This window comes from Blautia hydrogenotrophica DSM 10507 (assembly GCF_034356035.1).
GTDB lineage: Bacteria > Bacillota > Clostridia > Lachnospirales > Lachnospiraceae > Blautia_A > Blautia_A hydrogenotrophica.
Genome location: NZ_CP136423.1, coordinates 947,840 through 962,103, shown reverse-complemented (window position 1 = coordinate 962,103; position 14,264 = coordinate 947,840). Strand labels below are relative to the sequence as shown.

Annotated in this window: 13 protein-coding genes; 3 read left to right on the top strand and 10 right to left on the bottom strand. The window is 46.1% G+C overall.

Translation table 11 applies throughout. From position 1 onward, the window contains the following. Positions 1-81 precede the first annotated feature (81 nt). Positions 82-1,278, top strand: a complete 1,197-nt coding sequence (locus tag BLHYD_RS04635; protein ID WP_040350649.1) for an aminotransferase-like domain-containing protein — start codon at positions 82-84, stop codon at positions 1,276-1,278. Positions 1,279-1,327: 49 nt separating this feature from the next. Beyond that, positions 1,328-2,062: a cyclase family protein gene (locus BLHYD_RS04630; RefSeq protein WP_040350648.1), complete on the top strand. Its 735-nt coding sequence runs from the start codon at positions 1,328-1,330 to the stop codon at positions 2,060-2,062. 136 nt (positions 2,063-2,198) lie between these two features. Here BLHYD_RS04630 and BLHYD_RS04625 read toward each other — a convergent pair whose 3' ends face one another. From BLHYD_RS04625 to BLHYD_RS04595, 7 genes are all read right to left on the bottom strand, one after another. Further along, complete coding sequence (locus BLHYD_RS04625; protein ID WP_005949352.1) at positions 2,199-3,554, bottom strand: NosD domain-containing protein; 1,356 nt, start codon at positions 3,552-3,554, stop codon at positions 2,199-2,201. 30 nt (positions 3,555-3,584) lie between these two features. After that, complete coding sequence (locus BLHYD_RS04620; protein WP_005949350.1) at positions 3,585-4,553, bottom strand: carbohydrate kinase family protein; 969 nt, start codon at positions 4,551-4,553, stop codon at positions 3,585-3,587. 30 nt (positions 4,554-4,583) lie between these two features. Further along, on the bottom strand, positions 4,584-6,059 hold the full coding sequence (locus tag BLHYD_RS04615; RefSeq protein WP_005949348.1) for a glycoside hydrolase family 32 protein: 1,476 nt from the start codon (positions 6,057-6,059) through the stop codon (positions 4,584-4,586). Between the two features lie 18 nt (positions 6,060-6,077). Continuing rightward, on the bottom strand, positions 6,078-6,908 hold the full coding sequence (locus tag BLHYD_RS04610) for a carbohydrate ABC transporter permease (RefSeq protein WP_005949347.1): 831 nt from the start codon (positions 6,906-6,908) through the stop codon (positions 6,078-6,080). 24 nt (positions 6,909-6,932) lie between these two features. Further along, a complete protein-coding gene (locus BLHYD_RS04605) occupies positions 6,933-7,817 on the bottom strand; it encodes a carbohydrate ABC transporter permease (RefSeq protein ID WP_005949345.1) in 885 nt (294 codons plus the stop codon). 88 nt (positions 7,818-7,905) lie between these two features. Then, positions 7,906-9,135: an ABC transporter substrate-binding protein gene (locus BLHYD_RS04600; RefSeq protein WP_021845151.1), complete on the bottom strand. Its 1,230-nt coding sequence runs from the start codon at positions 9,133-9,135 to the stop codon at positions 7,906-7,908. Positions 9,136-9,730: 595 nt separating this feature from the next. Then, positions 9,731-10,714, bottom strand: a complete 984-nt coding sequence (locus tag BLHYD_RS04595; RefSeq protein ID WP_021845150.1) for a LacI family DNA-binding transcriptional regulator — start codon at positions 10,712-10,714, stop codon at positions 9,731-9,733. A 275-nt stretch (positions 10,715-10,989) separates the two neighbouring features. Here BLHYD_RS04595 and BLHYD_RS04590 point away from each other — a divergent pair, with 275 nt between their 5' ends. Then, positions 10,990-11,649, top strand: coding sequence for a Crp/Fnr family transcriptional regulator (locus tag BLHYD_RS04590; protein ID WP_005949336.1), 660 nt, complete (start codon positions 10,990-10,992; stop codon positions 11,647-11,649). Positions 11,650-11,732: 83 nt separating this feature from the next. Here the strand turns inward: BLHYD_RS04590 and BLHYD_RS04585 are convergent, their stop codons facing one another. The 3 genes from BLHYD_RS04585 to BLHYD_RS04575 are packed head-to-tail and all read right to left on the bottom strand — an operon-like array spanning position 11,733 to position 14,263. Continuing rightward, positions 11,733-12,308 (bottom strand): hypothetical protein, encoded by a 576-nt coding sequence (locus BLHYD_RS04585; protein WP_005949334.1) that lies wholly within the window; start codon positions 12,306-12,308, stop codon positions 11,733-11,735. Continuing rightward, on the bottom strand, positions 12,305-12,514 hold the full coding sequence (locus tag BLHYD_RS04580) for a 4Fe-4S binding protein (protein WP_005949333.1): 210 nt from the start codon (positions 12,512-12,514) through the stop codon (positions 12,305-12,307). The genes BLHYD_RS04585 and BLHYD_RS04580 overlap by 4 nt, the downstream gene beginning before the upstream one ends. A gap of 57 nt (positions 12,515-12,571) precedes the next feature. After that, positions 12,572-14,263, bottom strand: a complete 1,692-nt coding sequence (locus BLHYD_RS04575; protein WP_005949331.1) for an FAD-dependent oxidoreductase — start codon at positions 14,261-14,263, stop codon at positions 12,572-12,574. Between the last annotated feature and the right edge of the window lies 1 nt (position 14,264).

Below are 14,264 nucleotides of genomic sequence, written 5' to 3'. Positions count from 1 at the left end.
CCCCTCTTTGTCCGATACATCGTCCTTTGCTGTATTAGAAAATTCATCGGTGGAGATAACTTTAAAGAAGGAGGAAACGCTATGCCGAAATTTGCACAGAGAATATATGACATGGAAAGCTCTGCCAAAATCATTCGCGCACTGTTCGGCGCGATGGATTCCCCTAACATTATATCTCTCGGCGGCGGCGCCCCTGCAAGCGATGCGCTGCCAGTAGAAGCAGTTCACGACATCTGTACTGATGTTATCACCCGCAACAAACGCGGCGTGGAGGCGTTACAATATGGCTCCGTTCTCGGCGTATCCGACCTCAGAAAAAACGTCGCAGACATTCTGCTCAAACCTAAGGGGCTGGAGGCAGAGCTTGACGAGATCATCATCGTTAACGGTGGTCTTGAAACCATGAACCTGCTCTGTCAAGTCTATATCAACCCCGGTGACGTTATTCTGGTGGAATCGCCCACCTTTGTCCACTGTGTGGAGATCTTCGAGATGTTCCAGGCTAGGTGCGTCGGTGTTGAGTGTGACGACTGTGGCATGATACTCGAAGATGTAGAAAAGAAAATACAAAAGCTGCATCCCAAACTTGTATATATCATTCCCACCTTCCAAAACCCAACTGGCAAGACTTTCCCTCTTGAACGTCGGAAAAAGCTGGCTGAAATAGGCAGCAAGTATGATGTTATCATCCTTGAAGACGATCCATACCAGGAGTTGCGGTATAGTGGAGAACCTCTCCCGCCCATCAAGTGTTTCGACAAGACTGGCCATACCGTATACGCCAACAGTTTTTCAAAGATATTCTCACCTGGAAGCCGACTGGGATTTTGTCATGCAAGCCACGATATCATCACAAAGCTTTTCGACGCCAAAACTGCAACGAATTCGCACACCTCTACCTTCGCTCAGGTCGTCTGCGCCGAATTCTTCAACCGCGGACTGTTTTCCTCTCAGCTCAAAAAGCTCTGTGAGATCCACCGTGAACGCCGTGATGTGATGATGAACTGCTTCGCTAAATATATGCCAGGCGGCACGAAGTGGGTACACCCTGACGGAGGGCTCTTCAGTTGGGTGGAGCTGCCAGGAGGCATTGACACTGCTGCACTGCTGCCTGAAGCCAATGCTGCCGGTATCCACTACATAGCTGGTTCCAGCTTCTACGTTCAAGGCGGTAACATGGGTTCAAATGCTATGCGCGTAAGCTTCGGTAATGTTACACCTGAAAAAATCGACATCGCCGTACAGCAGCTCGCCTCACTTGTCAAAAACAAACTGTAAGGACGCAAAACTGAAATACAATGCGCCCTCAGAAAAAGGAGGAAAACAAATGGAGAATCTTAAACTTTGGGAGGATCTCAAGAACTGGAAAAAAAACTGTGATTTTGTGGAACTCTCTCATGAGTTCTCACCAGACACGCCGCATTGGTCCGGTTTCCCAGCCATGAACGCAGAAATGATTTTTGACTATCCAGATGTATTCCGCGTTCATATAGTACAAGTCGCCACACAGTATGGCACCCACGTAGACGCCCCAGCACACTTCGTGCCTGGCAAACGGATGCTTAACGAACTACGCGCCGACGAGATGGTGCTGCCACTCTGCGTCATAGATCTCAGCGCAAAATCAGCCAAAAACTGTGACTATATCTTCACAGCCGAAGATCTGCACCAGTGGGAGGCGATCCACGGCGAAATCCCATCCGGCAGCTTCGTCGCCGTGCGCACAGACTGGAGCAAGCGCGCCGACCTGGACAACATGGATGAAAAAGGCATGAAACATTATCCCGGCTGGGGGCTTGACGCGCTTAAATTCCTCGTAGAACAGCGCAATGTCACCGCCATTGGCCATGAGACCAGTGATACTGACGCTCCAGTCAGCTCAGCAAAAATCGGTTATGTGGGAGAATACTATATTCTCGAACAGGAGCGCTATCAAATTGAACTCCTGAAAAATCTCGACAAAGTTCCCGCAACCGGCGCTGTCATCATCTGTGGTTTTCCACGCGGAGTGAATCTTACCGGTTTTACCGCCCGCTGCATTGCCGTCTGTCCTAAAGATTAAACCTTCCTGACAGAAAAAAGGAAACACCGCGGTATAGATTCAAGCTTTTGCAAAGCCATGAATCTATACCGCGGTGTTTCCTGAACTTTCCGATTCACCCTCTCCCTACCGTAGAAGGATCTGCACAACCCTCTTCTTACTCTCCGATTCCTGGAGTTGCTCTGAAAGCATTTGCCGACTTATCCATGATTACCTGGCTGTCCATTCCTGTATCCAACACGGTATTTTGTATGGATTCCTTTTCCACCAGTACCGCTATCACCTCCAACGGCACCCTTTGATCCGTCATCGTCAGCGCATCTACCTGCGCGGAAAAACAAGAATCGGATGCTTCTGTCTGCTCACTGGAAGCTTCTGTCGTGGCAACTATATGGTTGGAAGAAATATAATTTCCCATGCCCGACGTAAGATGGATAATCACCGGTTTTTCACCGGCCGGATGAATGCTTTGTCCATGAATGGATTCTGAAATATGATTGGCAATAATGGAATTATAATTGCCGCTGATACACAGAAGACCATATAGATCGTTCAAACCATTGTTATATTCTAGCATCGGCGCCCACGGTTCATTGTCACGCAGAAAATGATTGGAAGAGACCAGATTTTCTGAACAATTTCCCTCAAACACCAGCATTCCCGGATAAAAAGAATGAAAACGATTCCCGGTGATACTCGAACGTGCCACGTTGTCAAAATGAATACTGCTCTTTCCTCTGGGAAAAATATTATTGGAGCCGATCAAAAGTCCCCCAAAATTCTGGGCATAAATTGAATATCCTTTATACCCCGCTCCCATGAGGTTATCGGTAATCTTGGACGCCTGGCCCCAGCCTCTTAATTCCAGGCAGTTTCCACATTCAGCGATAAAATTATCATGCACAGACAACGCATCCGCATGATAAATCGTGACGCCATGTTCTAGATACACAATTCCCATTCCGGTAAGCCGAAAGGAGTCCTGCGCACTGGCTACATAGATTCCCGTTTTTCCATTCGTATAGGTATTTTCTGGGTTCTCCACTCCTGAGCCATCATCTGTAAAATGCAGTCCGTCAATGCAGAAATTCTCAAATTCCACCGAGCTGATACGAGGATTTCCGTTTCTCTCCACATAAAACGCTGCTCCTGCCGCTTCCTCCCCTGTGTCTTTCGCAGAAATTTCCACCAGAATACGGCTGCCTCCCGGCCATACTTCGTGTAAATCCGCCCATTCGCTCTCCGGCAGATTATAACGAATACTGGAAGACACAAACCCATGTCCTGAACCCATAATTTTCAGATAGCTGATGTCAATCACTACCTGCGTGCGAAGATGGTAATCCCCCGACGGGATATAGATCACCGCACCTGGTTTTCCGCCTTCCTCAACATCAGCCTCCGATTGTCTGCACTTTATATCTGCGATGATACTGTTGATCACTTCTCCGATGTCCTCGTAAGGATTTCCAGTGTTCCAATCTGTTACATCATAATAATTTTTACCAGCCATCCTTTTGCCCTCCTACGTGATTGTCCATACTCAGCCTTTCCCTGACAACAGCTGTTCTATCTCCACTTTTTCAGGCATCACCTTTAAAGCTCCTTTTTTCGTCGTAATCAATGCCGCAGCGGCATTGGCGAAACGAAGCATCTGCCTGAGATCTTCCTTTGTAAGTTCCTCTAAGCCCTTTTCAAGCACTGTATCCAGAATACATCCGGTGAAAGTATCCCCCGCGCCGGTGGTCTCTATGGTATTTTCCTGCAAAAACGGCTCCGCCGCGGTAATCCAGTCCTTATAGTAAGCCCTACTGCCATTTTTCCCCAGTGTCACACAGACCAGGGGAATCTGATACTTTTCTTTAAGGTACAGTGCCCCTTTGTCATAGTCCGTCTCCCCAGTTATAAACGTCAGTTCATTGTCCGCAATCTTTAAAATATCACAGCATTCCATTCCGTATTCCATGGCTTTTTTCGCTTCCTCCAGATTCTCCCAAAGCGGTTCCCGCAGATTGGGGTCAAAAGAAATCCAAGCTCCAGCCTCTTTTGCACACTGAATCGCATATTCTGAGGCTTCCTTTACACTCTCATGGGTAAAAGATAAAGTCCCAAAGTGAAAAATCCTGGAAGCCTGAATCTTTTCCTTTAAGACTTCCTCTCTTCTCAGCATCATGTCGGCTCCCGGACTACGGTAAAAAGAAAACTCCCGGTCCCCGTCAGGAAACGTATGCACGAATGCAAGCGTTGTATGTACGTCTTTGTCCATCACCAGCCCCTCAGAATTGATTCCCACAGCTTCTATCGTCTCCCGTAACGTACTGCCAAACAAATCCTGTCCTACCTTTCCGATAAACGCCGTCTTTCTTCCCAGCTTCTGTAGCATCGCCAGCACATTGCACGGCGCTCCGCCTGGATTCGCTTCCAACAGAGGATTCCCCTGCCCGCTACTTCCATTCTCTGTAAAATCAATCAAAAGCTCTCCCAAAGCCGTCACATCGTATTCCTTACGCATTCTCTTTGCCCTCCTTCGCGCCGTTTGTTCTTACGCTCTTAATCCATAAGTCTCAATATCTCTAAGGACTGCATTGCCTCCACGGGCACGAACTCTCAGCTGATTCTGCGAAGCTTTTGCGAATATATTGTTGGAATGATTATTCTGATACTGGTCCGTAAAAATTTCAAGGGAACTCTGATCAGATAAAATATGCACATCCAATTCTTTTTTCCCTTGCAAATACAGAACGCTCCTGGAAACTCCCTTACTCCAGCCGTCCGCCGCGTTTCTGTCCACACGCATTTCCCCTTTTTTGAAATGAAACAGACAGATCGTCCTTCTTTCTGCTCCGCAGCGCAGATCCAATTCCAGTTCATCCGCATTTGTTCTTTGAAGATCTATCTTCAGCTTCAGCTCAAAGCACACACCATCTCCGGCTTCCAGCTCTGTGTATTCCTCCGAGACCGCCAGTTCTGCTATTCTTTTTGGATTCTCCCGTATCGTCTCCACCTCTCTGATCGGCAAAAACTGCAGCGTGCCATCTTTCCTCATGCGCACTTCCCTTGGGATATTGAAAAATCCGCACCAACCTTCCTTATAGGTCGGCCCCCAATCTTTCCACAAAGGCATCCACTCCCATTCATTGGACCATCCGACGATAATCCTTCTCCCATCTGGGGCCAAGAAAGATTGAGGTGCATAATAGTCTAACCCCCAATCGATTTCACCGCTTACATGGCAGCAGAATTTTCCTGTCAGGTAATCAAAATCACCCACCAGATATACCGAGGTATGTTCTCCGGCACCCATGGGCGAGAACGTCAGCACATATTTATCCCCCATAGGATAAAAGTCCGGACATTCCCACATATATCCCCATTCTCCGCGGCTCTCAGCCAGTACATTAAAATAGGTCCAGTGAATCATATCCTTCGACCGGTACAGCAGCGCCTGTCCCTTATTGTCTCGGCTCGCCCCGCACACCATATAATAAGTGTCTTCATGTTTCCACACCTTCGGGTCTCGAAAACAGTCCGTCGGAACACCCTCTGGAGCAATCAGCACAGGATTTCCCGCATATTTTTCAAAATGAATTCCATCTTCACTGTATGCAATACACTGTGTCTGCTCATTTCCTTTTCCCTCATTCGTGGCCCCTGTGAACATTAAATACAGTTTGCCGTCATGTTCAATAGCGCTTCCAGAAAAGCAGCCTCCTCTCAAGTGATTATCATAGGTCTCACTGGGCGCCAATGCCAAAGGAAGGTATTCCCAGTGTAGCATATCATCGCTGACCGCGTGTCCCCAATGCATACTGTCCCAAAATCCATTATACGGATTATGCTGAAAAAAGAAATGGTATTTTCCTCTAAAATAAATCAAACCATTGGGATCATTTAACCATCCGGTCTGCGCCATAAAGTGATAACGCTGACGCATCTTTCCTTTCTTTACAATATCTTTCTTACTATCTATCTCTCGCTGAGCCTTTTCAATATTCTGTTTCATCAACTCTTTAGACATAAGACTCCTCCATTACTTTTAACCTTTTACTGCCCCTGCCGTCATTCCCTGTACGATATATTTTTGGGCTGCCAGTGAAATAATCATCACTGGGAAACTAAATAAAAATGCTCCTGCACACATTGGTCCCAAATCCAAATTATAGGCCGACAAGAACCCTGCCAGTCCAACGGTAAACGTCTTTGCGTTCGTGCTAGTCAATAACAACGCCACAAGGAAATCATTCCAGGCAAGGAATAATGTAAAAATAAATGCAGTCGCCAAACCAGGCTTACAAATCGGCAAAATCACCTTTCGGAATGTTTGCAGACTGCTCGCACCGTCCACATACGCCGCCTCGTCCAATGATGTAGGAATTCCCTCATAAAAACTCAGCATTGTCCACATCACAAAGGGCATATTAATAGCTGAATACACAATAACCAAGGCAATTCTCGTATCATATAGACCCAGATTGCAAATCAATTCATAAATTGGCACGACAATACTTGATGTAGGAATCATCTTCAGACACAGCACCAGAACGACCAACAGAATAGAAAGCTTTGCACCTGAACGCTGAATCGCATATGCTGCGAGCGCTCCAAGAATCAGCGCAATGACTGTGCTTATCAGAGAAACACTCAAACTGTTCAGCAAATACTTCATCGCATCCATTCTCTCTAACAATCCTGAAAAATTCTCAACAGAGAAAACCTTTGGGAAAAAGCTTGGCGGAACCGCAATTACTTCTGAGCCCGGTTTAAAGGAACAACAAACCACATATAAATACGGAAAAAGCCAAAATACCGTAAGAATCACTGACAAACCGATTCCCAGTCTTTTCCAGACTTCACCTTTTTTCTTCACTCTTTTTGCCTCCTCTCAAACCAACTAGCCGTTCTTTTTCTTCGGATTCCATAAGCTCTGCATAAATACCAGTGTAAAGATCACTAAAACTACGATAAAGATTACTGCCATTGAGCTCGCATAACCGATATCGTTATAACGCGTCAGTGTCTTATAGATCGTAATGCTGATTGTCTCAGAGGAACTATTCGGACCGCCCTCCGTCATCGCCCAGATAATATCAAAAGTCCTTGCAGCATCTATGATTCTCACAGACAACGCTGTGAGCAGAACCGGTTTGATCACCGGAAGCTTCACATAGAAAATCTGCTGTAACATATTGGCCCCGTCAATTTTGGCCGCCTCTACCATACTGGAATCCAGCCCTTGCAGGCCAGCCAGTATCATCAGCATCATAAAGGGTGTTGTAAGCCAGATATCTGCAATACAGCAGGCCAGCAGCGACCACCTCTCATCAGCCAGCCAGAGAATATCGCTACTGCTGGACAAAATTCCGATTCTTGTCAGAAGTTCATTGACAATTCCAAAGCTGGAACTCATCATCAGTTTCCAGGTAAGACCTGCAACCAGTGGTGCAATCATAAGAGGCGCCATCATAAGGGAACGGACAACTTTACTCCCTTTATAATTCAGTTCAAAAAACAGCGCGAACAGCAGGCCGATCACCGTCTCCACTCCCACAGCCACAACAATGTAAATCAATGTATTTTTCAACTGCTTCAAAAAACCGCCGGCTGTAAACGCATGGATATAGTTTTCCAGTCCAATAAACGTTTTATCTCCCGTGAGCCCAATTTCAAAGAAACTGTCAATTACCATTGTGATAATCGGATATATAAGAAACGCACACATGAATATGGCGCCCGGCAGAAAGAATAACAGTAAGGTTTTTCTCGAAATCAATCTCATCTTCTCTTACCACCTCTTCAAATAGAGGGCCTTCCTTTTTGTCAGCTGCCGCTTTCTGGAACGCCCTCTGTCAATTCATTTCTTATGATTATTTGCCTATCGTCTCAATTTCAGTCTTTGCCGTCTCCAAAGTTTCCTCTACATCTGCTCCGCCCAGACAGGACTCTACGACTCCAGTCAGAACTTCTTCAATCTGAGGCCAGGTGCTTACCATAGGTCTTGGCTGAGACTGCTCAGCGCCCAGAGTCTCTAAAACTGCTGTAGTGTGCTCATTGCCCGGTTCTTTTGCTGCCTCCTCATATACGGAAGTTCTGCCCGCAATCTTCAGCGTCAAATCCATGTAGTCAGCATTGTGGTCATACATGAACTCCACATACTTCTGTGCCATCTCTTTATTTTCAGAGCTCTTCATCACACACTCATACCATGGGCCAGTCGTCGCTCCGATACCGGCATCTCCTGCGATCATTGGCGCACAGCCGACTTTATCTTCTCCGAGAGCTTCCACTGCCGCCGGATACTGATGACTCCAGTTCAGCTGCATTGCAATCTTTCCATTGGTAAACAGCTCCTGAGACTCTGTAGCTGCTGTAGACAGAGAATCGTCTGGAGTATAATCCGCATTCGCATTCTCCACCATAAAGTTCAGAGCATCCACATAAGCCTGATCTGTAATGTTCACGTTGCCATCCTCGTCAAAAATCAACCCCTCTGCACCAGCTTGGCAGGCGAAGTCAAGGAAAGAACACACACCATCAGAACCACTACCAAATACCGTTGTACCAGTCATCTCCTCTGTCGTCAGTTCTTTGGCCAGGTTTTGATACTCTTCCCAGGTCTTTGGAACCTTCTCCTCAGGAATCAGATCTTTTCTGTATATCAGTATCTTCGAGTTTACCCACATCGGATATCCAAGAAGATTTCCGTCGATCGTACCGCTGTCTTCCAAAGTCGGAAGAAAATCGCTCGTGTCTGCCCCAGTCACCGGTTCGATGGCATCGGCAAATGCTGCCAGCCATACCACATCCATACATGCCACATCGTGCGCAGCCTGTTTTGCCTTGATCTCTGTAGAAAGCTTATCATACATTCCAGTATAGGCAACCGCATCCACTACAACCTCACAGCCAGTCTCTTCCTCAAAAGCTGCCGCTGTCTCCTTTGCCAGAGCCTCTGCAGGAGAGCCGCTCTCCACCAAGACTGTGATGCTGTTTCCATCACCTTTTTGTGCCTGCTCTTCTTCCTTTGAACCGCATCCAGACGCCATTGTTCCCACCATTGCTGCCGCCAGCAAAACACTTAGAATCTTCTTTTTCATTCTTGTCCTCCCTTTCGTCTTATAAATTGTTGTGATTCCGTTTCCATAATTTATTCCCCATCTCTCTCTCAGACATTCATTTTACTGCAAGCAGTGCTTGTCTGTCCACGTTCATTCACTGCCCGAAGCCCTTCTGAAATCACGCTGGAGCTGCATACGGAATTTATATAATGTCCCTTTTCCAAAATACCGTCCAAAATTTCTATCTAAATATTTTGGAATGGTTCATCATATTCTGCTTTTATAAAAAAGAATCCTGCTTGCAGGATTCTCCGCCTGCGGCGGGGCGCAAAGCGCCATCTTTCACTCCGCCGCAGTGCGATCCACGCGAAACGTTTGTGTAATTAGGAAAAGACTTTCGCGCATTAGCGTGACAAGGCTTTTCTTATTTACACAACAAATGTGGAACGCGTTCCATATCTGCTCTAAAAATATGTGGAACGCGTTCCACATAAGTTTAAAAACAAATAAAGAGAAATCCTCTTTACAATTTCATTATATTACTTATGTCCTGTTTGTCAATGTATTTTTACTTATTTCTCTACACTTTGTGCAATATACCAGATAATATACATATCATTTTGTGCAATTCTCATTAAGAAATTGTAGTATTTCCCTTTCTGATCTGTACGCCTAGAACAACCCGCTTATTTTTATATTCTCTTCCGCCTATCAGCTCATTTAACAACCGCACAGACTCTTTTGCAAGGCTGGCAATCGGCTGTACAACAGCCGTCATCTTAGGCTCCACCATCTCCGTGATAAAAGTCCCGTCATAAGCGACAAACTTCACGTCCCGGGGCACTTTGAAATGTCTCCGTATCGCCTCATTCATACATTCAATGGCCAATTCGTCTACCGCAAATACACCGTCGAAATCAATTTCTTTCGAAAACACATCTGCGACGACTTCTCGATAATACTCAGAATCAAAACGATTCCATTCCAGTTCATATGAATAGGTTTCTACCTGATTCTTCTTCATAACACGCTCAAACTCATAGTGCCTGTCATGATAGGGGGATTTCACCGCTGTCGCACCTTTAAAATGCAGAATTTTTCTGCATCCACAATCAATCAGTGTCTCTGCTGCCAAACGACCACCTTCCTTATGGTCGACTGCTACCACTGGAATATGCTCTCCCAGATATCTATCCAAGGCTACAATAGGCTTATGAATCTTTTTGTACTCTTCCACATCCAGAGAGTGGACTCCTGTAATCACCCCATCCACAATGTGACGATTCAGCATATCCAGATACTCGCGCTCTGCGCTGCATGCCTTTGCCGCATTGCAGAGCATCATCTTAAATCCGGTTTCGTATAGCTCAGCCTCCACGTGATCGACAAACTCTGAGAAAAAAGGATTCGACACATTCGGGACAAGAACCGCAATAATCCCTGTCCGCTTATGATATAGATTTCTGGCAAGTTCATTGGGAGTATAATTCAGTTCTTTCATAGCAATCTCAATCTTTTCCCTGGTTCCCTCAGCCACATAGCCGCTATCGTTCAGCATCCGGGATACTGTCCCCACACCGACACGCGCTCTCTTGGCCACATCCTTAATCCCTGCCACTTTGTTCCACCTCCGAAAAAAATGCTCTAATCTCTCGAACAAATAAATGTCTCTTCAATACAGACATTATACTTTCAACCCGTCTTTCTGACAATACCATCTGAAAAAATTCACTTTCATCGCCGCAGACAATCGAAATAAATTTCGGCAGACCACTGTAAACAGCACAAACAACAATATATTTTTAATATACGTGCCTGTCCAGACAACGGACTTGTGATTGACATCTGCTCTAAAGCAAACTATACTGATTGTATCAAAAGGCAGGGATTGATATGGATTTTCAAAATATTTTTCCAGTATGGAATCAACTGAATACGATTCAAAAAAATCAAATACTCGGCAGCCTGAACGCCCAAAAAGTCAAAAAAGGAACGCTTCTTCACAATGGAAACGCAGACTGTGCAGGGCTGTTTCTCATTAAATCAGGGCAGCTTCGAGCTTACATTCTGTCTGACGAAGGGCGGGAGATCACAATCTACCGCCTATTCGATATGGATATATGTCTGCTCTCTGCCTCCTGCATCATGCGTTCTATCCAATTTGAAGTAATTATTGAAGCTGAAAAAGATACGGAGCTTTGGGTCATACCGGCAGAGGTCTACAAAAACATCATGGAACAGTCCGCGCCCGTGGCGAACTACACCAATGAGCTGATGGCCAGCCGGTTTTCCGATGTCATGTGGCTTCTGGAACAAATTCTGTGGAAGAGTCTGGACAAACGTGTGGCAGCCTTTCTTCTGGAGGAGTCTTCCATCGAACAAGCCAGTGAACTGAAAATCACCCATGAGACCATCGCGAAACACTTGGGATCTCACAGGGAAGTCATAACCAGAATGCTCCGGTATTTTCAAAATGAGGGCATCGTCCAGCTCTCCCGCGGTACTATTGTGATTTTGGACAGAAAAAAACTAGAACAATTACAGAACCCATAAAAAAGAATCCTGCTCCGCCTGCGGCGAGCTGCATCAGCAGCATTTTCATCTCCGCCGCAATGCGGTCATGTGTTTCTTATATTTTATAGTTTTCTATTCTTCACCTTGCAGATTAATTGGGTCATTGTTCCCATAGGACAGTAAACACACCAGCTTCGCGGCTTGAACAGGATCATTGTAACAATTCCCAGCACAGTAGAAGTCAGCATCACACTGTAAAAACCAAAAGCAAACTGAGCCGCACCGGCATGAAACAAGGTACCATGATATGCCCAGTGCCACGGTACCTGAAAGGTCCACAGCAGAGTAACCATCTGTCTTAAATCCTGAGTTCCCGCAAATACTAAATATGTATTCCAAAGCATCTGGAAAAACATAAGAAAGAAAAATACCAGAAAACCATACCGAAATCCTCTGCTCTTCATCCATTTCGGGATATCCTTTTTGCGTGAAAATCCAAATCTCCCGCCCAGAAGTGAAAACAGCTGCCCTCTGCCGCAATACCGATTACAATACCCCTTGGTTCCCACTGTGACAGAAATCAAAATAGGAATAAAAAAGCAAAGCAGCCCCAGCCATGCAAAAAGAATATTAAAGAATCCCAAAGCCAGATATGTCAGTGACAAAATCCACAGATAATCATACCACTTTCTCTTCATACTGCCGCCTCCTGGATTTCAATGACTGAAGCCGGACATTCCTTCTTACATTTACCGCATCCGACACATTTTTCCGCATTCACCCTCGCTGTGATTCCTCTGATAACTTCGATTGCCTTTTTCGGGCATACCTTCACACAACACCCACAAGCAACGCATGTTTTCTCATCTACAACAGCCCTTTTCCGTCTTTTCTTTATACTCATTAAAATGTCTCCTGATTCGCAGCGGCAAAACAGCCCTAAAAGCTTTCTCAAAACCTTCTACCCGTCCATTCCGCAGGCGGCCGCCGTCTCGATCAGGCAGCGGTCATTCATCACCGCGTCGTAGAAACGGAATCCTCCTGAAAAATTATAGGCTTCATAGCCGTTTCCCTCCAGAATCCGGACAGCTATATAGCTTCGCAGGCCGCTTTGGCAGATTACATAGACGGGCTTGTCTCTCTCAATCTCTCCCAGACGCTCCCTCAGCTCGTCCACCGGAATATTCTGGAACCCGTCGATATGGCCCCTGGCAAATTCCTCTGCGGTCCTGGTATCCAGCAGTACTGCGCTGCCATCACGTGGCAGCAAAGCGGCCTCTTCCAAATGCCATTGCTTCAGCCTACCTTTGGATATATTGTCAACCATAAACCCTGCCATATTGACTGGGTCTTTTGCTGAGGAATATGGAGGAGCATAGGCAAGTTCTAAATCTTTGAGCTGCGTAGCTTTCAGACCAGCATGGATGGAAACAGCCAGCACATCTATCCGTTTGTCAACCCCTTCATAACCCACAATCTGCGCTCCCAGCAATCGGTAAGTCTCCTTTTCAAAGACCAATTTTATGGTCATTACTTTGCCTCCCGGGTAATAACCGGCATGGTTCATAGGAGATAAAATCACCGTGTCCGTATCCAGTCCTGCTTTTTTTGCGTTAGTCTCATTGATGCCTGTGACAGCCGCGGTCAGATCAAAAACCTTGATGACAGAACTGCCCTGAGAGCCTAAATAACAGCTGTCGCCGCCGCAGATATTGTCCGCGATAATTCTCCCCTGTTTATTGGCAGGTCCTGCCAATGAAATCAAGGCATCCGTTCCCGTAACATAGTGTTTTACCTGAACCGCGTCTCCCGCCGCATAGATATCCGAAACAGAAGTCTCCATTCTTTCATTGACCACAATACTCCCTTTGATTCCCAGTTCCAGTCCAGCCGCCTTTGCCAGATGGGTATCGGGAACAACCCCAATCGCAAGAATCACCATATCCGCATGGAGGGGCTTTGAATCCTTCAAGAGTACGTCCACACCACTGTCTCTTTCCTCAAAACCTTCCACCGTATACCCCAATTTCAGCTCTACACCGTGCCTGCGCACTTCATTGTGAATGAAAGAGGCCATATCCGAATCAAAAGGACTCATTAGCTGTCTAGGTCTCTGTACAATGGTAACTTTCATTCCAAGCTCTCTTAGATTTTCTGCCAATTCCAGTCCAATAAACCCACCTCCCGCCAGCACTGCTGATTTCGGCCGATATTGACTGATATATTCTTTGATGCGAAAAGTATCTTCCACTGTGCGCATGGTAAATACCCTTTCAAGTCCCACTCCTGGAATTTCAGGCTGGGCTGCCCTCGCCCCTGGTGAAAGAATCAACTTATCATAGCTCTCTTCAAACGCTTCCCCAGTTTCTAAATTTTTTACAGATACCTTCTTAGAACCGGGGTCAATCGCAGTAACTTCATGATGTATTTTCATCTTTATCCGAAACCGGGAATAAAAACTCTCCGGTGTCTGAAGAGTCAGGTCCTCAGGGTCTTCGATCACACCTCCGATATAATAAGGCAGGCCACAGTTAGCATAGGAAATATACCCTGATCGCTCAAACACCACAATCTCAGCATTTTCATCTAATCTTCGAATGCGGGCCGCAGCTGTCGCTCCTGCCGCCACTCCACCTACAATGACAACCTTCATA